The sequence below is a fragment of the bacterium genome, assembly GCA_029210965.1.
GTDB lineage: Bacteria > BMS3Abin14 > BMS3Abin14 > BMS3Abin14 > BMS3Abin14 > JALHUC01.
Genome location: JARGFZ010000023.1, coordinates 1 through 20,757, shown reverse-complemented (window position 1 = coordinate 20,757; position 20,757 = coordinate 1). Strand labels below are relative to the sequence as shown.

General features: G+C 53.2%; 17 protein-coding genes and 1 tRNA gene. 13 read left to right on the top strand and 5 right to left on the bottom strand.

Annotated features, from left to right (window positions below; translation table 11 throughout):
- The first annotated feature begins 107 nt into the window (after positions 1-107).
- The 6 genes from mgtE to P1S59_09560 all read left to right on the top strand — a co-directional run bounded on the left by mgtE (position 108) and on the right by P1S59_09560 (position 6,691).
- Entirely contained in the window at positions 108-1,460 is a 1,353-nt protein-coding gene (mgtE, locus tag P1S59_09585; GenBank protein ID MDF1526501.1) for a magnesium transporter, read from the top strand.
- 6 nt (positions 1,461-1,466) lie between these two features.
- Positions 1,467-2,210, top strand: a complete 744-nt coding sequence (recO, locus tag P1S59_09580) for a DNA repair protein RecO (protein ID MDF1526500.1) — start codon at positions 1,467-1,469, stop codon at positions 2,208-2,210.
- A 526-nt stretch (positions 2,211-2,736) separates the two neighbouring features.
- The gene (glyQ, locus tag P1S59_09575; protein MDF1526499.1) at positions 2,737-3,657 is read left to right on the top strand and encodes a glycine--tRNA ligase subunit alpha; all 921 of its coding nucleotides are present in this window, start codon (positions 2,737-2,739) and stop codon (positions 3,655-3,657) included.
- Positions 3,657-5,726: a glycine--tRNA ligase subunit beta gene (glyS, locus tag P1S59_09570; GenBank protein ID MDF1526498.1), complete on the top strand. Its 2,070-nt coding sequence runs from the start codon at positions 3,657-3,659 to the stop codon at positions 5,724-5,726. The genes glyQ and glyS overlap by 1 nt, the downstream gene beginning before the upstream one ends.
- 366 nt (positions 5,727-6,092) lie before the next feature.
- Positions 6,093-6,341: a CopG family transcriptional regulator gene (locus tag P1S59_09565; GenBank protein MDF1526497.1), complete on the top strand. Its 249-nt coding sequence runs from the start codon at positions 6,093-6,095 to the stop codon at positions 6,339-6,341.
- Positions 6,338-6,691: a type II toxin-antitoxin system PemK/MazF family toxin gene (locus P1S59_09560; GenBank protein MDF1526496.1), complete on the top strand. Its 354-nt coding sequence runs from the start codon at positions 6,338-6,340 to the stop codon at positions 6,689-6,691. Before P1S59_09565 ends, P1S59_09560 begins: the two co-directional genes overlap by 4 nt.
- A 123-nt stretch (positions 6,692-6,814) precedes the next feature.
- Here the strand turns inward: P1S59_09560 and P1S59_09555 are convergent, their stop codons facing one another.
- Positions 6,815-8,056 carry an MgtC/SapB family protein gene (locus tag P1S59_09555; GenBank protein MDF1526495.1) on the bottom strand — a complete coding sequence of 414 codons (1,242 nt, stop codon included), beginning with the start codon at positions 8,054-8,056 and terminating at the stop codon, positions 6,815-6,817.
- 151 nt (positions 8,057-8,207) lie between these two features.
- Between P1S59_09555 and P1S59_09550 the strand changes: the two genes are divergently transcribed.
- Together P1S59_09550 and P1S59_09545 are read left to right on the top strand one after the other, a co-directional pair.
- Complete coding sequence (locus P1S59_09550; GenBank protein ID MDF1526494.1) at positions 8,208-9,356, top strand: deoxyguanosinetriphosphate triphosphohydrolase; 1,149 nt, start codon at positions 8,208-8,210, stop codon at positions 9,354-9,356.
- Positions 9,357-9,503: 147 nt separating this feature from the next.
- Positions 9,504-9,839: a hypothetical protein gene (locus P1S59_09545; GenBank protein MDF1526493.1), complete on the top strand. Its 336-nt coding sequence runs from the start codon at positions 9,504-9,506 to the stop codon at positions 9,837-9,839.
- Positions 9,840-9,990: 151 nt separating this feature from the next.
- Here the strand turns inward: P1S59_09545 and dinB are convergent, their stop codons facing one another.
- The 3 genes from dinB to lexA all read right to left on the bottom strand — a co-directional run bounded on the left by dinB (position 9,991) and on the right by lexA (position 12,237).
- The gene (dinB, locus tag P1S59_09540) at positions 9,991-11,211 is read right to left on the bottom strand and encodes a DNA polymerase IV (protein ID MDF1526492.1); all 1,221 of its coding nucleotides are present in this window, start codon (positions 11,209-11,211) and stop codon (positions 9,991-9,993) included.
- Entirely contained in the window at positions 11,208-11,462 is a 255-nt protein-coding gene (locus tag P1S59_09535; protein MDF1526491.1) for a hypothetical protein, read from the bottom strand. The genes dinB and P1S59_09535 overlap by 4 nt, the downstream gene beginning before the upstream one ends.
- A 136-nt stretch (positions 11,463-11,598) precedes the next feature.
- Complete coding sequence (gene lexA, locus P1S59_09530; protein ID MDF1526490.1) at positions 11,599-12,237, bottom strand: transcriptional repressor LexA; 639 nt, start codon at positions 12,235-12,237, stop codon at positions 11,599-11,601.
- A 342-nt stretch (positions 12,238-12,579) separates the two neighbouring features.
- Between lexA and smc the strand changes: the two genes are divergently transcribed.
- The 4 genes from smc to P1S59_09510 all read left to right on the top strand — a co-directional run bounded on the left by smc (position 12,580) and on the right by P1S59_09510 (position 20,127).
- Positions 12,580-16,149, top strand: coding sequence for a chromosome segregation protein SMC (gene smc / locus P1S59_09525; GenBank protein ID MDF1526489.1), 3,570 nt, complete (start codon positions 12,580-12,582; stop codon positions 16,147-16,149).
- On the top strand, positions 16,149-16,508 hold the full coding sequence (locus tag P1S59_09520) for a roadblock/LC7 domain-containing protein (protein MDF1526488.1): 360 nt from the start codon (positions 16,149-16,151) through the stop codon (positions 16,506-16,508). Before smc ends, P1S59_09520 begins: the two co-directional genes overlap by 1 nt.
- A 475-nt stretch (positions 16,509-16,983) precedes the next feature.
- Positions 16,984-17,913 carry a signal recognition particle-docking protein FtsY gene (ftsY, locus tag P1S59_09515; GenBank protein MDF1526487.1) on the top strand — a complete coding sequence of 310 codons (930 nt, stop codon included), beginning with the start codon at positions 16,984-16,986 and terminating at the stop codon, positions 17,911-17,913.
- 438 nt (positions 17,914-18,351) lie between these two features.
- Positions 18,352-20,127, top strand: coding sequence for a chloride channel protein (locus tag P1S59_09510; protein MDF1526486.1), 1,776 nt, complete (start codon positions 18,352-18,354; stop codon positions 20,125-20,127).
- Positions 20,128-20,195: 68 nt separating this feature from the next.
- Here P1S59_09510 and P1S59_09505 read toward each other — a convergent pair whose 3' ends face one another.
- Positions 20,196-20,324: a hypothetical protein gene (locus P1S59_09505; protein ID MDF1526485.1), complete on the bottom strand. Its 129-nt coding sequence runs from the start codon at positions 20,322-20,324 to the stop codon at positions 20,196-20,198.
- A 154-nt stretch (positions 20,325-20,478) separates the two neighbouring features.
- Here P1S59_09505 and P1S59_09500 point away from each other — a divergent pair.
- Positions 20,479-20,555, top strand: a tRNA-Met gene (locus P1S59_09500).
- Positions 20,556-20,757: the final 202 nt, after the last annotated feature.

Genomic DNA, 20,757 nt, shown 5'->3' with positions numbered 1-20,757 from the left:
GCCGTGACTGGAGACTCGTTACTTGTGATTGGAAAAATCACGAATCACGAATCACAAATCGCGGCTTCAATGCGAATAACGAATCACGGAATTTAGAGGTACACGTTATGTTTATAAGCAAAGTCGACACCCTGCTCGAAAGCATAAGGAAGCTTACCAGGCGGGGTGCCTACCACAATGTAAAAAATATCCTGGAAAAACTCCATGCGGCCGACGTTGCCTACCTTTTCCGGTACCTCAACGAGGGGGAACAACATAAAGTCTTCGGTCTCATCGCGGATAGTGAGATGGCCTCCGAGATCCTGAGCCAGGTCGATTCACCCACCAGTGCCCGTATCCTCACCAAGCTGGAACGCGAAAAGGCAGCCGAGATCCTCCATGGGATGGACCCGGATGACAAGGTCAGCATCCTTGAGGGTATTACGGAGGAGGTCCGGGACGATATCCTGGCCCACCTTTCGGAGTCGGATGCCGAGAGCATCGAGGAGATGTTTCAGTATCCGGAGGACAGCGCCGGGCGGATCATGAACACCAACTATTTCGCACTTCAGGAGGATGTAACGGTCTCCGATGCTATCAGTGAGCTCCAGAAAAAGGGAGCAGACGCTACAGAGATGGTCTTTTACATCTATGTGGTGGATTCGAGAAACCACCTGATCGGAGTTTGTTCCCTCAGGCAGCTTCTCCTGGTGCCGCCATCCAGCACAGTCATGAGCGTTATGGCCCACGATGTGGTCAGCGTCAGCGCGGAAACAGACCAGGAGGACGTCGCCAGGCTTGTGGAGAAGTACGATTTCCTGGCTGTCCCGGTGACCGACGATGAGAACAAGCTTTTAGGTATCGTCACCGTTGACGATGTTATTGACGTCATCAGGCACGAGGCCACCGAGGACATCATGAAGATGGTGGGTACTGGCGACGAGTACCTTAACCGGTCCGTTTTTAGAAGGGCGCGCATGAGGATGCCGTGGATGCTGGCTGCCTTTGTTGGAGAGATCATAGGTATCCAGTTCCTCAACATATACAACGTGACCCTGGAAAAGATCGTAGCGCTGGCGCTTTTCCTGCCCATCATTATTGCCATGGGCGGCAATATCGGCGCCACCTCCATGACAATCGTGGTCCGGGGTCTGGCCACCGGAAGGATCGCCGTCAAGGAGCTCCGGGTCGTTATCCTTAAAGAGCTCTATGTTGCGTTGATCCTGGGAGTCCTGTACGGGCTCATGCTCGCGGCATTGGCATATTTCCAGTTCGGAGAAGTGAACTATCTCGGCTTCGTGGTGGGAATGAGCCTGCTCATCTCCATGCTCATGGCGGCTGCCATCGGAACTCTGGTGCCCATCCTGCTCCATCTTATGAAGATCGATCCGGCCGTGGCCACCGGGCCCTTTGTCACCAGCACTGTGGACAGTCTCGGGATCCTCATCTACATGGCGCTGGCTACCGCTATCCTTTTATAGGGCGCAATGAGGTCCAGCATTACTACGGAGGCCGTGGTCCTTGCGGCAACGGATGTTGGAGAGGAGGACAGGATCCTCACCTTTCTGACGCCGGAGATCGGGCTTCTAAATGCGGCAGCCACCTCTGCCAGGAACCTGAAAAAAGGCAGGGCTGCTCCGCTGGATCTCTTCGTTCAGACAAGACTCCTCGTCAATATTCCCGGGAAAGAAGGGAAACTCAAGCGCATCGGATCTGCCGAGGTGATCGATCCGTTCCTGGGCATAAGGGCCGATTATGGCCGACTTTGCGCCGCATCCTACATGGGTCAGACTGCCGCTCATTGTATCCAGGAAGATGATCCGTCATCAGGGGCTTACGATCTTATGCTCTACTGTCTGCGTCGCCTTGATAATGCGGCGGCCCCGTTCGGGGTGATACTTCTGTTTGAGGTAAAACTTCTCGGGGAAATGGGGATACTTCCGGAAATTACCCATTGCATTAAATGCATGGAAAAGGTGGCTGGAGAAGCCTATCTGGATGCAGGGGGAGGAGGGATCCTTCACCGGAAATGTTCTGCCGGGGAGTACAAAGGGATCCTTTCCGGGGGAGACCTGGCGGTACTTCGATATCTCTCGCAGCGAAGCCTTTCGGCCGTTTCCAGACTTTCCGTAAAGGAGGAGGACGCCATGCGGATCTTTGATATTTTGCATCCCTTCTCGGCCCACCACCTGGGCTATGAATCAAAAGCTCTGAAAATGATTCAGAGATGATTTAACCGCAGAGGACGCAGGGACGCGGAGTAAAGCTTAAATCCAGGGGAAGGCCCGGTGGTTACTATGAAAGGCGATGTTTTTCACCACTGAGTTCACTGAACACAGAGGAAGGCTGAAATCAGGGAAAAATTGCTTTTTTGCCACGGTGGGCTGTTAAGGCGAGGCGATTTTAATGTATTGGGTTGTACTGGGAGCTGTTCGCATGCACTTTGTTTTGTTGATAGACCGTAACCCTAAAACCCCAAAATTTTACACAGCTTATCTAGCCCGCATAATTCCTTTCCTTTGGATCTTGGACTTTGGACATTGGACCGTATTTTCACCCTGTACCTTGACATCAAAGCGGTTTCCCTGTTTATATTCAAGTTTCGTGAAAAACTTGAATATATATATTTCCAGGCACTCAATTTGACGTGAACATGAAGAGCTTTTCCGGGTGGGAAGAGCTAAAGGAAAGTGCAGCTTGCCGGATAAATTACCAGGGACGAAATGCCGTGATAATTTATAAGGGAGACAATCCGATATGAAGAAAAAATCCTATCAGCAGGTAGTTCTGGATCTGGAACGGTTCTGGGCTGAAAAGGGGTGTGTCATCCAGCAGCCCTACGATCTGGAAGTGGGAGCCGGTACACTGAACCCGGCAACCCTTCTCAGGGCTCTGGGCCCGGAGCCGTGGAACGTGGCCTACGTAGAGCCCTCCAGAAGGCCCACGGATGGCCGGTATGGTGAGAATCCCAACAGGCTCCAGCATTATTACCAGTATCAGGTCATTCTCAAGCCGTCCCCTGACAACATTCAGGACTTGTATCTGGAGAGCCTTTACGCATTGGGGATAGATCCCGGAAGGCATGACATACGTTTTGTGGAAGACGACTGGGAGAACCCCACCGTCGGAGCATGGGGCCTGGGCTGGGAGGTTTGGCTGGATGGCATGGAGATCACGCAGTTCACCTATTTCCAGCAGGCCGGCACCGTCGAGTGCAACCCGGTGTGCGCCGAATTGACCTACGGTCTTGAACGCATTGCCATGTATCTCCAGGGGGTAGACAACGTTTACAACCTCATCTGGACCGATAACGTTACCTACGGGGACGTGCATCACCAGGGAGAGGTCGAGCACTCCACCTACAACTTTGAATTGGCGGACACTGCCATGCTTTTCAAACTGTTCGGCATGTACGAGGCTGAATCAAAGCGTATATTGGAAAAGGGTCTGGTTCTGCCGGCTCTCGATTTTTGTCTGAAATGCTCCCACACGTTCAACCTGTTGGATGCCCGAGGCGCCATCAGCGTCACGGAGAGGACCAGCTATATCCACAGGGTCAGGGACCTGTGTAAAGGAAGTGCTGAGGCGTACGTTGCCCAGAGGGAGGCCATGGGCTATCCCCTCATGGGCAAGAACCTTATCGCCGATCAAAAGGGGCTTGTTGGAGGGACCAAGTGATGAGCCAGGATCTGATACTTGAGATAGGAACAGAAGAGATTCCCGCAAGCTACCTGCCGCCGGCCCTTGAACAGATCAAAATACTGGCTGAAAAGGAGCTCGGCGCGCAAAGGATACCCTTTGGAAAGATCCATGCGTACGCGACACCGAGGCGTATCGTACTCCACGTCACGGATGTGGCCCTGGCGCAGGAGACCAGCGTCAAGGAGGTTATGGGTCCCGCAAAATCAGTAGCCTTTGACGATAAGGGCAAGCCCACCAGAGCCGCCGAAGGGTTCGCAAAGGGGCAGGGGATCGCCGTTAAGGACCTGAAGCTCGTTTCCACCCCCAAGGGTGATTACGTGGCCGCTGTCAAGTCCGAGGCAAGCTCTCCCACAGCGAAGATCCTCCCGGCAATTATGCCCAGGATAATCACAACCCTGCATTTTCCAAAAATGCAGAGATGGGGATACATGAGCCTGCGGTTCCCGAGACCTATCCGATGGATCCTGTGCCTTTTCGGCAGCGATGTTGTACCCTTTGAGCTCGAGGGTATAAAGTCAGGTCGCCTGATGCGCGGCCACAGGTTCATGGCTCCCGGGCCCTTCGAAATCAAAGACGTGAAGGACTATTTCAGACAGATCAAAAAAGCCAAGGTGGTCCTTGATCAGGATGAGCGGCGCGCTATTATCGAGGAAGGCGTGATGAAGGCCGCTGAAAAGGTTGGCGGCAAGCCTATCAAGGACCAGTCTCTCATTGACGAGGTGACCTATCTTGTGGAGTACCCGGTCATCGTCACCGGAACCTTCGAGGACAGGTATCTGTCTCTTCCCAGGGAAGTCCTCATAACCTCAATGAGATCTCATCAGCGGTATTTTACCGTAGTTAACAGCCGCAAAAAGCTCATGCACTACTTTATCACTATCAGCAACAACGTCACCCGGGACAAAAGCGTGGTGGCCATGGGCAACGAGAGGGTTTTGAGGGCACGCCTGGAAGACGGTATGTTCTTTTTCCATGAGGACAGCAAGATCCCCCTCAAAACCAGGGTCGAAGAGTTAAAGGATGTGGTTTTCCAGGAAAAGCTGGGCACCTCCTGGGAGAAGATGGAAAGGTTCTCTTCTCTGGGCGCTTATCTTGCGAAAAAAGTGGACCCTGACAGCCTCAAGGAGGTCAAGCGTGTCGCATTCCTGTGCAAGGGGGACCTGGTCACCCAGATGGTAGGTGAATTCGCGGACCTGCAGGGCGTTATGGGCAAGGAATATGCTCTTTTGGAAGGTGAAGACAAGGCTGTCGCTGAGGGTATCCTGGAGCACTACTATCCCCGTTATTCCGGTGACAGGACACCGTCCACCGTAGGTGGAGCCGCTGTGAGCATCGCAGACAGACTGGACACCGTTTGCGGCTGTTTCGGTATCGGGATCTCTCCCACCGGGACTGCAGATCCCTACGGCCTGCGGCGTCACGCCCTTGCCATCATCGCTATCCTCATGGATCGCGGGTGGCGCGTTTCCTTGTCTGACCTGATGGCCCAGTCGTTAAAGCTTCTCCAGGGGAAGATCGACAAGGCGCCCAGGGATGTCCTTCCCGCCCTGGAAGAGTTCTTCAAGGGAAGGCTTCACAACCTCTTTACGGGGCGCGGTTTCAGGCATGATCTGGTAACGGCGGTTTTGGAAGACCATTGGACCGACCCCGTGGACGCGGCAGGCAGGCTGGAGGCTCTTACCAGTTTCAGCAAAAAAGCCGGCTTTGCGGATCTCATGCTCTCCTTCAAAAGGGTAATGAACATTATTCCGGAAGGTTTTAGTGGGAAGGTCGATCCCAGGAAGGCGTTGGAAGCTGTGGAAAAGGGTCTCCTGGATTCAGCGGGCTCTTTGGGCAAGGAGGCAGCCGCCATGCTGGAAAAAGGGGACTACCTGAAAGTCCTCAATATCCTCTCGGGGATGAAAAAGCCTGTGGACGCCTTCTTTGACGGCGTTATGGTCATGGACAAGGATGCGTCCGTCCAGAAGAACAGACTGGCGATCCTGGGCACGGTATCCGGCCTGTTCGCCCAGGTGGCGGATTTCAGGAAGATCGTTACAGAGTAATTTCAAATTTCACATTTGACAGGGTCGCAAAAAGTCCGTTATCGGCTTTTTGCTCCTCGGAAAGGGAAAAGCGTGGTTTTCCCTTTCCTCTGCTCTGGATCGTAACTCTTCAATATCGCTCGCTTTTACATGAAGGCAGTATAACCTGTTCCGAAAAATTTTAGCTTGGAGTCTGTGTACACGGACATTGTCGGAAAACCCTCAATTCAGACAAATCTGTACCTTTATACGAGTGCTGACCCGGTTAATCGAGTCGACCCATTAGGCCTTTTCGATCTAAAATCCGATGGTAGACCCCAGGAACCCGAAGTTTTCCTCGTCAACGATATGGTTGACACGGGTCTTACCGAAGGTCATACTGTCGGTATGAAAACTGCCATCTCCATTCCCGACGACCTCTTCCGCAAGGTGGAGGAGTTCTCCAGTGAGCACGGGATTTCCCGAAGCGAGGTCTTTGCCCGCGCAGTTGAAGAGTATTTCGAGAAACGCCGGTCGTGGGAGCTTCTCGAAGCCGTGAACCGTGCCTGTGATCAGGGTGAGACCTCTGAAGAAGTGAAGGTTCGGAAAGGTGCAGGAAAGCGCTACGCGAAGATCCTCTCCGGGGAGCCCTATTGAATATCAGGCAGGGTGAGGTCTACTGGGTCGAGCTCGGTGAGCCCATGGGTTCGGCGCCGGGCTATCGCCACCCCCACATCGTCATCTCCAACGATATCTTCAACCGCAGCAGGCTGCGCACGGTGGTGTTATGCGCATTGACCTCAAATATCACCCGGGCCTCATCCCCCGGCAATGTTCTCCTGCCCAGGGGGGAGGCGAACCTGCCGAAGGATTCCGTCGTCAACGTGACCCAGCTGGTCACGGTTGACAAGGAAGACCTCCTGGAAAAGATCGGCATACTGTCGCCATCCCGGACGGCGGAGGTCATCGAGGGGACCATGTTGGTCATCGAACCACGGAGGATGTAATGAGGGGGGGTGGGGTCTTGGGGTCGTGTCCCTCCTTCCACAGGCTCAGGATCTTCGACTCGCCCGTAGGGCGCTACCAGGGATTACGATCCGGCGACAGGGCACCAATGCTTCCGGTTCCTTTCAAATAACGATCACGATCGCCGGCAGCGCCAGGCACAGGAAGCACAGCAGGGTCCACCGGAACATTGTGCCGGGGGCGATGACCCAGACCATGGCCAGTTTGAAGGCCAGGTTGGCCACGTAGGCGATGAGGATGCTGATGGCGGCTTGGGCGATCCCGAAGCGTCCGGTAAGGGCCAGGCGCGAGTTCGACAGGGTGATGGCATCGACGTCGGTGAGGCCCGAGATAAGGGAAACGATGTAAACACCCTTGTTCCCAAAGAGGAGCTTGCCGCCGGACACCGCCAGAAGGACGACAGCGTAGATGAGACCGAAGATGATAGCCGGTTTCAGCGCCGCCGGGTTGCTTGCTTCCGGGACAGGGGCTTCCTGCCTGGCTGTCACCTTCCACACGATCACGGCCGGGATCAGTCCTGCAAGGAACATCGCTGTCAGCGGCACCGCAAGCTCCAGGAGCAGGTCGAAATGGATGATCCCCACCAGAAACGCGATACGCACCAGGACCACGGTCGAAGCAAGGGATACGACAACCGCCCCAAGCATGGACGAATCGGAGCTGTCCCTTGCATGTCGGCTGAAGGTCAGGGTCGTGGCTGTGCTGGACACCAGGCCCCCGAGGATGCCCAGGACCGGGCCGCCCCACCGGTGCCCCACCAGCTTCAAGGTCACGTAGCCGCACAGGTTCAGTGCGCTGATGATCACCACCATGAGCCAGATGTTGTAGGGGTTGAGCGCCTCGTAGGGGCCGTAGCCGCGGTTTGGCAGGACGGGCAGGATGATAAAAGCGATGAGGCCGAACTGGAACATGGCGTAGATGTCGTGCTGGGACAGCTTGCGGGAGAACTCGTGCATCTGGAGCTTGAAATAGAGGACGACGGCTGTTGCCAGGCTCAGGGCCACAGCGGCCGCTGTCTGTTTCATGGCCAACAGGACTCCGACACCGAAGGCCATCAGCAGTGCGATGGAGGTGGTGATCCCAATCTCCATGTCTTCCCTTGCGCGAAGGAAATACACGAGTGCGATCTGAACCGTCACGGCAGCCATGCCGGCCAGAAGGATCAGGCTATCACCGGCCAGGGTAAAGATATGTCCGCAGATGCAGCCGAAAAGGGTGACCAGGATAAAGGTGCGCAGGCCTGCCAGGCGGGGTTCCCGCAACTCCCGTTCGAGACCCATCAGGGCGCCGAGCAGGATCGCCAGGAGATAATTCTGGAAAGCAAGCAGGGCAGCTGTGTTTTCCATGGACCAAAGTATAGCACCATAAGCTGCGAAAAAAGGGATATTCGTGGTAAATGGCAAACTTCAGGCCATATCCTGTCGTGGAATTTCAACCCCGCGGCGTGGTAACCTTGTACGCCGCATATCCCGTAAACTTTGCCAGGGGTTAAAACACATGCTGAGAGTCGAGAGGGAACAAAAGGAGAGAAATGAGCTTTCCGATATCGGGGCCCTGAACTCCCTGTCCAGGGGACGGCAGTATTCCGAGGAGGAGCATCGGTACCGGCTCGCCTTTGAAAGGGACAGGGACAGGATCATCCATTGCAGCGCCTTCAGGCGGATGGAGTACAAGACCCAGGTCTTCTTCTACCACGAGGGTGACTATTTCCGGACACGTTTGACCCACTCCCTGGAAGTCGCCCAGATCAGCAGGTCGGCAGCCCTGGCCCTGGACCTCAACGAAACCCTCGCCGAAGCGGTGGCCCTTGCCCACGATCTGGGACACACGCCCTTCGGACATGCGGGGGAGCGGGTTATGGACGATCTCATGGCCGATGACGGGGGGTTCGAACATAACACCCAGACCCTTCGGGTAGTGGATCTTCTGGAGGACCGGTACCCCCATTTCCCGGGGCTCAACCTGACCTGGGAGGTCAGGGAGGGGATCGCCAAACACAGTACAGACTACGATCAGCCTGGAATAGCTGCTTTTGGCAAAAACCAGCCATCCCTGGAAGCACAGATCGTGGAACTGGCCGATGAGATCGCCTACAACAACCATGACCTGGATGACGGTCTTACTTCAGGAATGCTCGAACAGGATGAACTCTCTGACGTAACGCTCTGGAGAACCGTCACCGAGTCCGTAAGGTCCGAGATGCCAAACATTTCGCCCACCATGCTTAAGCACGAGGGTATCCGGAGGATCATCAATTTGCAGGTTAGTGATCTTATTTCTACTATCGGAAGAAAGATCGGGGAGATGGGCATCAGCAACAGAGAGGAACTGTCACGGGCGCCGGAGAGAGTGGCTGCCTTCGGACCTGAAATGGAAGTTATGAACAGGGAGTTGAAAGCCTTTCTGCGAGAGAACCTTTACGCGCATTACCGTGTGACCCGCATGGCGGAGAAAGCCCAGCGGATTCTGACAGATCTGTTTAACGCCTATCTGGATAAACCGAAACAGCTGCCCCCAACAACCTTTCGCAAACTTCAGGGGAACGGCAGCGTCAAGAGGGTGATATGTGATTATATGGCCGGGATGACTGACAAGTTTGCACTGGAGGAGCACCGGAAACTGTTCGATCCTCATGAGAAAGTGTAGAAAGCAGAATGTAGAATGCAGAACGTAGAACACAGGAGAGAACCAAAACAAGATAGCATTATTGATTTTTGTGATAGCGTTGTTAAATTTAGGGGATATCGTTATGTGGAAAATGGAATTTGGAATCTTAAAAAAAAGGAGAGTCAAATGAACAGAGTATTGCCCATAGCACTGTCGATCTTTATCCTGTTGGCTGTTTCCATGACAATTGTAGCGGTGGATTCATCTACTGCCACTGCTGATGAGGCCAAGAGCATGGCTGCCGCGGAGGTCGACCTGGATGCGGCCAAAGTGACCTTTGAAGAAATCTGCTCCAAGTGCCACGCCACCAGTAGAACTCTTGGCAAGAAGAAAGACCAGGATGGATGGGAGAAAACAGTCACAAGAATGTCCTCCTACCACGAGCGTCAGAAGGGCGGCGCCATTTCCGAGGAAGACCAGAACGCCATCGTACAATACCTGGGCAGTGTGGCGGGGAAGTAAAGAGCAGGAGCCAGAATCCAGTATTCAGAAGCCAGTAGATAAAACCTAAAAGGCTCCCATATGGGAGCCTTTTTTATTGGACAGATATGCAGGTGAAATATATTTTTTCCTGAATCCTGAATCCTGAATCCTGAATCCTGAATCCTGAATTTTAGACACTATTCTTTATCCCCTTCGGTCTCCAGGAAGGTGGAATCACCTTTTGTGTGCGAAGATCAGGCACGGTTTCGGCATAGGCCAGGGTGAATTCACCGAAGCGGTCGTTTATTCCATCCAGGGCCTTTTGAACCTCCTCTTGGCGGATCTCCTCCGGGAGCAGGCTGGCTGTTTGGGCCTCGAAATTCAAATGTGAAAGGGATATTCCAAGAAGCCGGACTGGTCGTACAATTTCGATCTTTTCCAGGAGCCAAATGGAGTACCTGTAAATCTCTTCAGTTCTGCATATGGGAGTGGAGAGGGTAGTACTGCGTGTTCGATTTGAAAAATCGTCGTACCGCCAGATAAGGGTGATGCTCTTACCACCGCATTTATGACGGCGCGCCCTTCTGCCAACCATCTCTGACAGGGTCTGGAGGATCTTGCCCATGGATTGACGATCGGACAGATCTCTGGATAAAGTTACCGAGTGCCCTATGCTCTTGACGGAGGGATTCGCTTCACTACCATAACCTTCATGGTGGTCATCCTCACCGCGGCCCATTTCTGACAGTCTGACTCCATAAGATCCGAAACGTCTCATAAGCAGATCAACAGGGTAGCTGCCCAATTGGCCGCATGTTTTCAAACCCATCTCGTTGAGGGCCTTTGTGGTCACCGGACCGATCCCGCAGATTTTCCCCACCGGCGTCTGTTCGAGAAGGGCCTTTACCTTCCCTGGCTCCAGAATTGTCAGCCCGTCCGGCTTGTTCATGTCGCTGGCAAGTTTGGCCATGAGCCTGTTCTGGGCGATCCCCACCGAACAGGTCAGGCCGGTATCTTTCTTGATCCTTCTTTTTATCTCCGTTCCCAGGGTCCGGGGTGTGTCCCCGGCTCGTATTATGGAAGTTATATCAAGGAAGGCTTCATCTATTGAAGTTATGTCGATATCTGGGGTGATCGATTCCAGAGCGGTCATGACTTTTTTTGATGCGTCGGTATATTTCCTGTGATCGGAATGGACCACAACGATATCCCGCCAGAGGGCTTTGGCCTGCCTGATCGTCATACCTGTCTTTATGCCGTGTTTCCTTGCCGGGTAGGAGGCCGTGGTGATAATGCTTCTTTCACCAGGACCGGCAACCACAAGCGCCTTTCCCCGAAGGGAGGGGTTAGCCAGCTCCTCCACCGAGGCGAAAAACGCGTCCATGTCCACATGCATGATCGTCCGGTTCATTGTGAAAGGGTTACCTCTTCCAGATACCAGGTTTGAGTTTCGCTGTTCATGAGGAGGTGAAAAATGTCGGTACCGTCGGTGACGGAAAAATGGTAAAGAGTTGCGATACCTTCACGCTCGGACCAGACGCTGTTGGTTCTCACGACCTTCACCTTGCGTCCACTCCAGATGAACCAGGCCGGTCGCAGCCTTACGGCAGGATCGAAAATTACACCAACGGTGATCTGTTCATGAAATTTCTCGCTGCTCATTTGCAATCATCTCTCCAAAAGTCTCTTCGAGTTTTTTGCGGGACGGTCATCACGCCTGGGGCGTGACCCCACCCCGGTCCCTCCATCGGCGGGACTGTCTGATGGACTTTTTGCAAGTCCATCAATTCTATTCTCCCTATCTGTCGGTGATCCTGATCACAGCCTTGACCTTGCCGATAATACTGATGGCACGGGAGGTCCCATCGAAGATCATCGGCTGATAATCAGGGTTGGAGGGGAGGAGGGTGACCTTCTTCCCGTCGCGCCGGTACCGCTTCAAAGTGGCCTCTTCTTCGATGAGGGCCACCACCAGGTCCCCGTCATCAGCAGTATCCTGTTTCTTTATCAGGACCATGTCTCCGGGCAAAATGTGATCTCCTGTCATGCTGTCGCCCTTGACCTGGAGGAGGAAGGTTCCTTCGCCTGCCATGGACGGATCGAGGAGAAGGGTGTTCCCATTCTCCTGGACAGCCAGGTCCATGGGACCTGCCGGAACGGTTCCCAGAACAGGGACCAGAATGCCAGGGCCTGTATTCTTCTCAGGCTGGGGAGGGGACGGTTTCCAGTGGAGGACTTCAATTCCTCTGGACGTCCCTGTGTTTCTTCTGATATGACCTTTGCGCTGGAGTGCGTCCAGATGTTTGACGGCGGCCCTGGGGCCCGAGAGGTGGAACTGCCCCGCGATCTCCCTGAGGGTAGGGGGGTAGCCGTTGCCGGAGATGTGCTCCAGGATGAAATCCAGGACCTGCTCCTGGCGGAAAGTTAATGTCTTCAATAATGTTTTTCCTTAAAGATAAGTTCCAAGAGATAAGAGATAAGGTTTAAGACTTAGAACTTATCCTTCAGCACTTGGAACTGATTAAAGGTATACTTTAGTATACCTGTTTGCACCTGTCAACAGAACCAAACATCCCTTTACAAGGTTCATGCCCCATGGTACATTTTTTAAGGACAAAAGCGTCAAGTGCGAATCAACAGTTACACATATCCCAGCCCACTCTAGCAGTGGGCAGGTGGGTTTGTAACGAAACCGAACGGGAGGCAGATCGTTTGATTGGATTTCATCAGTACTTAAATTCTGCGCTCTGCGTTCTGCGCTCTGCCTTCTGGAATTCATATGCGCCTTAAACGTCTCGAAATACATGGTTTCAAATCCTTCCCGGACAGGACCGTCTTCAAGTTCCAGGAGGACGGCCTCACTGTCGTGGTTGGCCCCAACGGGTGCGGGAAGAGTAATATCGTTGATGCCGTACGGTGGGCTTTGGGAGAGCAGAGCGCCAAACTTCTCCGCGGGCAGATGATGGAAGATGTCATCTTTAACGGGAGTGATAAGAGAAAGCCGGCCGGCAGGGCAGAGGTCACCCTTGTTTTCGATAACCAGGGGAAGCTGGAGAACCAGTGGAGAGACTATTCGGAGATATCTATCAGCCGTCAACTCTTCAGGACAGGGGAGAGCGAATATCTCATTAACGGTGTTTCCTGCAGGCTGAAGGATATCCGTGAACTCATCGCCGACGCCGGTGGCAGCAGCCGGGGTTATTCCATTGTTGAACAGGGGAGGATATCTCTTCTGATCAACTCTAAACCGGAAGAAAAACGAGCTCACATCGAAGAGGCTGCGGGTGTTCTGAAGTACAGGATGCGGCGCCTCGAAGCTGAAAGGAAGATGGAACGAACCCGGCAGAACCTGCTGCGCGTCTCAGATGTGATCCGCGAGATCCAGCGCCAGCTGAACTCCATGAAAAGATCGGCGGCCAAAGCAAGGCGGTATCGTTTGTTCCGGGACGAACTTTCATCCCTTGATCTCAGGTTGAGGTTCGAGGATTTCACCTCCGTTGAGACCAGCCTCGCCGAAAAGGTGAAAGAACTGACCAGTAAAAAGGAAAATCTTACTGATCTTGAGAACCACCTTTCAGTTCTGGAGTCAAAAGAGGAGACTATCAGGGGCGAGCTGGTAACCGGCGAGGGAAAGATAACGGAAGGATTTGAGGCGGTCAGGGCGGTGGAGTCAGAGATCGCCCGTATCGAGGGAGAGGTTTCCATCGGTGAGGCGTCTGTCCGGTCCCTTACCGAACGGCTGGAGCGGCTTAATGAAGACGAGTCCGACCTCAGCAGACAGACAGAGTCTGACCGAACCCAGTTGCAGCAGCTGGAATTAGAACTGGCCGCCATTGAGGGCGAGCATGAAAAGTTTGCTGCTGAGCTGACAGACGCACAGGAAACCTTTAATGGGGCCGAGTCGAAGCTGGCCATGGTCAGAGGAGAGCTGGAGATAGGGAGAAACAAGCTTTTCGCACTTGGAAACGATCGGAACCGGCTTGAAATGGAAATGGACTCCAGTATTCGATCCAGGGGAAGCCTTGAAAGGCGACGGGTGGAATCTGCCCAGAGGTCTTCTGACCTTCAGGCCAGGATGGAGGGTTTTCAAAAGGACATACTTGCCAGGGAAGAGGAGTGTAAAAAGACCGGAGAGGATGCCCGGACCAAAGCCTCTGAACTGGCTGCTTTAAGGGAGGGCATCAGGGAGTCCAAGGTGACCATTTCTGAAGCCCAATCGGCTCTGTCGATTCTTTATGAGAAGCAGGCAGAGACCAGAGGTCTCCAGAAGACTCTGGTGGCCCTTGAGGAACAGATGGAGGGGCTTCCCGAAGGAGTTCGGCATGTCATGAGAGGCTACGCCGAGACAGGCCAGGCCGGTATTCTTGGAGTGGTGGCTGACCATATCGATGTACCCCAGCAGTATGAAAAGGCGGTCATGGCCGTGCTGGGTGAGAGGTTGGACCACGTTATTGTGGAGGGGCCTGACATCGGTCGTTCGGCGGTGGATTACCTCAAGCAGCAAGCTGGCGGACGGGGAAGCTTTATCCCGAAAACACCACGTGCCAACGGGAACGGGAATGGTAGCCTGAAGCAGGTCCAGGGAACCGGGGTTATCGGCCCTCTGACTGACATTGTCAAATTCTCCTCATCCCTCAACGGTGTCGGAGATTTCCTTCTGGGTGATGCTCTGCTTGTTGAAGATCTGAAGCTTGCCATGGACCTGTGGCGCCGGAACGGGATCACAGCCACCCTGGTAACCCTGGATGGTGACGTTGTTGAGCCTACGGGGATCATCACCGGCGGGAATCAGGATGTTGAAGAAACACCTCTGGCAAGGAAGAGGAAGATACGCGAACTGGATCTGGAAGGTAAAAAAATAGAGACCGATCTGGAACGGGTGAGAAGAACCAGGACCGACCTGCAAGAAAAGATTGCCGTGGACGAGAAGACGCTGGCTGAACTGGAGGAGAGGGCCCGTGAAACAGAGCGCGCACTGCTCTCTGCCCAAAGTTCCTTATCCATGGCCGTTAGAGAGTTAGAGCAGCTCAACGGTACCCATGGAGACCTTCGATCGGAGATAGAGCTTGCTGACCTCGAGGATAGGGAGCTGGGCGAGACCATTGATCGGTGTGTGGCCAGGCTTAGCCAGTTGGATACGGAAGAAGAGGCCGCACGACTTGGGTTAACTGCACTGGAGGAACAGATTCCCGGACTCAACGTGGAACTGGAAGATAGCAGAGGGGCCCTTGAGAAGGTTCGAATAAGAGTGAACACCGTTGGACTGAGGCGTGAAAACTCCCAGCGGGCCCTTCAGACGGCCGAAGATCGCAACCGGGAGATCGAGGATAGAAAGGTGCGCATATCCAGAGAAATGGCTGATGCCAGTTCCCGGATGGAAATGTACAGAGCTGAAATTGAAAAGGGCAGAGCTAAAGTAATGGGCTCCGTAAGTGTACTTGAGGAAAAAAAGGAATCCCTCCGGATACTGCGCAAGAATCAGGACGAAGCCCGGCTTCAGGCAGATGAACTTGCGGCGGATGCCAGGGATCACAGGACAAAGGTAAGTATTTTACGAGAGGAAGCCTCCGGGATCGACATTCGGATCCATGAACTGAGAACCGAGAGGCAGCACATCGTGGAAAGGGTCCTGGAAGAGCATCGGCAGGATGTGATGGAACTTACCTGTGACAGCTTTGAGGAGTCGGAGTTCGATCACAAGGCTGCCGAAGAGAGGATATCTTTCCTTCGTGAAAAGATATCCCAGATGGGTGAAGTCAACCCGGGAGCCGTGGAGGAGTTCGAGGAACTCAGTGAACGGTTTGAATTCCTCAGTTCCCAGAAGGCGGACCTTGAGACCTCCATCGAATCACTCCAGAAAGCCATCCGGAAGATCAACCGCACAAGCAGGGAAAGGTTCCTGGAAACCTTCACCCAGGTATCAGATAACTTTTCCACCCTCTTTCCAAGGCTGTTTAACGGGGGCAGTGCCGAAATGATCCTCATGGATGAATCTGACCCTCTCAATACCGGTGTAGAGATACAGGTTCGCCTGCCGGGCAAGCGCCTCAAGAACATGCAGCTTCTTTCCGGGGGAGAGAAAGCCCTCGTAAGCCTCACAATGATACTATCCATGTTCCTTGCCAAACCCAGCCCGGTTTGCATTCTGGATGAGGTGGATGCCCCGCTGGACGATGAGAACCTGGGCAACTTTGCCAGGATCATCCGCGAGATGTCCGAAAAGTACCAGTTCATGGTCATCAGTCACAACAAACTTACGATGGAGGCAGCGGACGTTCTGTACGGGATCACCATGAGAGAGCCGGGTTCCTCCCAGGTGGTTTCCGTCCGTCTCAAGGATGTGGCCTGATGCCGTTCAAGGAAGTTCTCGGGCAGGTAGTTGGATCGGTCAGGGGTGGTATCGGAGCCATCCTCGTTGATGATGAGGGAGAGGCTGTGGATGTTTTCACCCGGGGAGACGGTTATGAGATCCGCCTGGCTGGAGCCCACCACAGCATTATCATTGCCCTTCTCGATGAGGCCATGAAAAGTGTTGAAAGCGGGGACAGCCTCCAAGGTTTATCCGTTAAGTCTGAACAAATCACCTACACAATGCTGCCTGTGCAGGTGGGGCTGTTCGTTGTACTGATGCAGGACGACACCGGAATCCCTTCCCAGGGTATGAAGGTGCTGAAAGATGCTGTTCGTGATATCGCAGCCCTCATATGAGGGCTGATCTCAAATTTCAGATCTCAAATCTCAAAAACAATCAAAACATTTAACGCAGAGTACGCAAAGGGACGCTGAGGGAGGCTGGAATCTGGTGAATGGCGAACCACACCTCCTTACTCCGGTCATTCCGGACACGGTAGCGCCGTGAGCCGGAATCCAGAAAAAAGGGTTCCTGTAAAAGTAGTAAAAACGGTCTCAAACAGAGAACCCGGAGAAGTTCCATAGTCGGAGTAAAACATAAAATTCATGGGGGTGAATAATGCTGCAACTCACAAAAAACCAAAAATCAACTATAGATAATATAGCCACATTGAAAAACTCAAGAGCTAAAATGAGTTAAATTATTGATGGAAAACGATTATGTCGTTCAGCAGCGAGCCCTGCGGCTCTGCGTGAGGCTGCCCTTTTTGATATTTGAGATTTGAGATCTGAGATATATTCATCCGACAATTGAAAATCGATCGGAGCGTTCATGAGCACTGAAAAGGATCAGGATCTTTACCGACGCGGCCTCGAGAAGACCCGTGGATCACTTTGGGGCCGTATAAAGACCGTTTTCGGAGGAAAATCCTCCATCGGTGAGGATGAACTCGAGCAGTTGGAGGAGATCCTCATCACCGGCGATGTGGGGATGCAGTACACCATGAAGCTGGTGAAGGACCTTCGTCGTTCTGTTACCCAGGATCTGTCCGACTCTCAACTGCAATCCTATCTCAGGGGCTGGATCGAGGGAGTTGTAAAGACAAAACCACCTGCCGGGGAACTCCGGGACTTATCTTCTCCAGCCAGCGGGCCGAGGGTCACTTTGATCGTGGGGGTAAACGGTACCGGCAAGACGACTACTATCGGAAAGCTGGCCCACAGATTAAAGCAGGCTGGTAAGTCCTGCATGGTGGTTGGAGCGGACACCTACCGGGCAGCTGCGATGAAGCAGCTGCAGATATGGTCTGAACGGTCAGGAGCCACGTTCCTTGGAGGGCAGGAAGGCGGTGATCCGGCGGCAGTGGTTCACGATGCCCTTACAAGTGCCTTAAAATCTAAAGTGAGCAATATACTCATTGATACCGCAGGCAGGCTCCACACGAAAGAGCCCCTCATGAGGGAACTCGAGAAGATACGGAACGTAGCCGAAAGGATCATTGAAGGTGCTCCCCATGAGGTCCTTCTTATCCTGGACGCGACCACTGGACAGAACGCGCTGGTTCAGGCAAAACAGTTCGTCCAGGCCGTTGGAGTTACAGGAATAGTCATGACCAAGATGGACGGTTCAGCAAGGGGCGGGATCCTCATCCCCGTTGCGGGGGAGTTGGGCCTCCCTGTGCTCTTTGTCGGGCTGGGAGAGGGGCTGGAAGACCTGGTGCCCTTCGATGCCGGAAAGTACGCGAAAGGCCTCATTGGTTAATGAATCAGCAATGAGGCCAGTGTCTGGAGTCTGGGGTCTAGTGTCTGGGAAAACCGGAACGCAGAATAAAATCAAAGGCTGATTTACCTCAAAATTAGGCATTCTTACAAAATATAAAACACAGTAAGTATGCATAAAAACATAAATATAATAGATATTTATGTGGATAATATAAAGTAATTAATGAAGCCAGTGACTGTGAGTTTGGAAACTTGACTGGATCCTCACCGTATTCATCGCTGCCATGGCGTGGCTGGTTTTTTACATGATCTATTGAATTGATCAAACAAATTACTGATCACCAATCACCATTTATGAACCACTAATCACGACTCTTCTCGAGTACCAGTCACAAATCACGGTTTTTACTCTACACCCTGCACCCTACACTCTACACTCAGCCGACACCGATAACGTAGTACTATGAAACCAATCCCAGTGTCGGCTATACTATCCACTATGGTACGGAGGGTTTTTCGAAAGAGCCTGGTTAAAGTGCGCGGTGTGCATATGCACCAGCACGTCTATCTTTCCATTGTTGCCATCATCATCGGCATCCTGGGTGGTTACGGGGCCCTTCTTTTCCGCTACGCCATTAAAGCGACTCAGTACATTTTTTACCAGAACACTCGTGATTTCCTGACCTTCGCCAATACTCTGCCATTTTATCTCAAGATAGCCCTGCCGGCCCTGGGCGGGCTTATCGTGGGGCCTTTGGTCTATTTCGGGGCACGGGAGGCCAAGGGACATGGGGTGCCTGTGGTGATGGAGGCTGTGGCCCTCAGGGATGGGCACATCCGTCCCAGGGTGGCACTCGTGACGATCCTTGCATCCGGGATCACCATCGGCTCGGGAGGTTCTGTAGGCCGGGAAGGACCCATCGTCCAGATCGGTTCATCCATCGGTTCAACCATCGGTCAGCTATTGAAAGCACCGCCGCTCAGGCAGAGAACTCTGGTCGGCTGCGGCGCTGCAGCGGGTTTAGCGGCCACCTTCAACGCTCCTATTGCCGGGGCGCTCTTTGCGGCGGAGGTCATCCTGGGTGAGTTCGGTCTGGCCACTTTTTCCCCGGTGGTCCTCTCTTCCGTTACCGCAACGACGATCTCGCGGCACTACTTCGGTGATTTCCCTGCCTTTATCATCCCGACATACAAACTGGTTTCTTTGTGGGAATTTCTTTTCTACCCGGTTCTGGGCGTTATCGTGGGGTTTGTGTCGCTCCTGTTCATCCTGACGGTCAACAAGAGCGAAGATCTGTTTGATGCCCTGAAGATGCCCGAGTATCTCAAACCTGCACTGGGCGGACTCATGCTGGGGTGTCTGCTTATCGTCTGGCCCAATGTCTTCGGCGTGGGCTATGGTAGCATCAACCTTTCCCTTACGAACCAGCTTCCCTTTATAATTCTGCTGACTCTTGTTTTCGTCAAGATCCTGGCCACCTCAATCACGGTCGGCAGCGGCGGGTCAGGGGGGATCTTCGCGCCCTCTCTCTTCATAGGGGCCATGACTGGCGGGTTTTTCGGCTGGACAGTCCACGAGTCCTTTCCGCTGATCACAGCCGATTCCGGAGCCTACGCCATGGTGGCCATGGGCGCTCTGGTGGCCGGCACGACCCATGCGCCCATAACAGCCATGATCATCATCTTCGAGCTCACCTCTACATACGAGATCATCCTGCCCCTGATGATCACCTGCATGCTGAGTACCCTCATCACGACCTCCCTGAAGCGTGATTCCATCTATACCAGCAAGCTGGCCAGGAAAGGTGTTGAGATCACCCAGGGTTGGGAGCAGAGCGTCCTGCGATCCCTCAAGGTAAGGGATGTCGCAAGCGATCAGGTCGTTACCGTACCGGAGGGTATGAACCTGATTGATATCGTAGAAATGCTGAAAGAGGAAAACGTGTCGTACCTGCATATGGTAGGGGATGACGGGCGTCTGAAGGGGATTATTTCCTTCACTGATATACGGTCAGCGCTTCAGGAGGAGGGACTGGAGTATCTGGTTATCGCAAGGGATGTGGCCACAACCAATGTCATTACGATCACCCCTTCCGACAGTATTCAGGACGCCCTTTATAAGATGGGCAGGAACGGGATATCCCATCTGCCGGTGGTGGAGGAGGATGACCGCGAGAAAGTCATCGGCACTTTGAACAAGAAGGATGTTATGGATATCTATAACAGGGCTGTTATAAACAGGGAGGAAATGTAGTCAGGGGAAGAGCAGTGAAAAGTGAAAGGTTCATGGGAATTGCTGAGGTAATGACAATTCACCTTTTTTTATTGAAATATTTTCCCGCACCTGGACACGAGAACGGCACCCATGATGAGGAAGCAGATCACGTAAAGAGAGCATCCCAGCGCCTCGAGGGCCTTTCTTTTTCCGGTGCTGTGATTCCTCTCTTTCATGGCGTCGACATCCTAACAGATAGTCTTCAGGTGAACAACAATATCACCCGTCGGCGGGCAGGAAAAAATCTGAAAGACACCTGTTTGCTCCCGTGTTTGTTGACTTTTTAACTGAATCAGGTTACTTATCCATGCTTCCGGAAACCAAACAAAAGGCGGAGTAGCTCAGGTGGTTAGAGCATACGGCTCATATCCGTAGTGTCCGGGGTTCAAGTCCCTGCTCCGCCACCAAAAAAACAAGCCCCCATTTCGGGGGCTTCCTATTTCCGGTGGCGTGGTTCCAGGTTCCAAATTACAGGTTCCAGGTTTCGGGTTTAAATCATTTGCATCCTTCGACTAAGATCGGGATAATAATCTTGTCCCCTTCCCCGTAAAGCCAGTCATTTAAATTCGTAAAACCCCTGTAGTAAATGCCTCCTCCATGGCAGCGGAA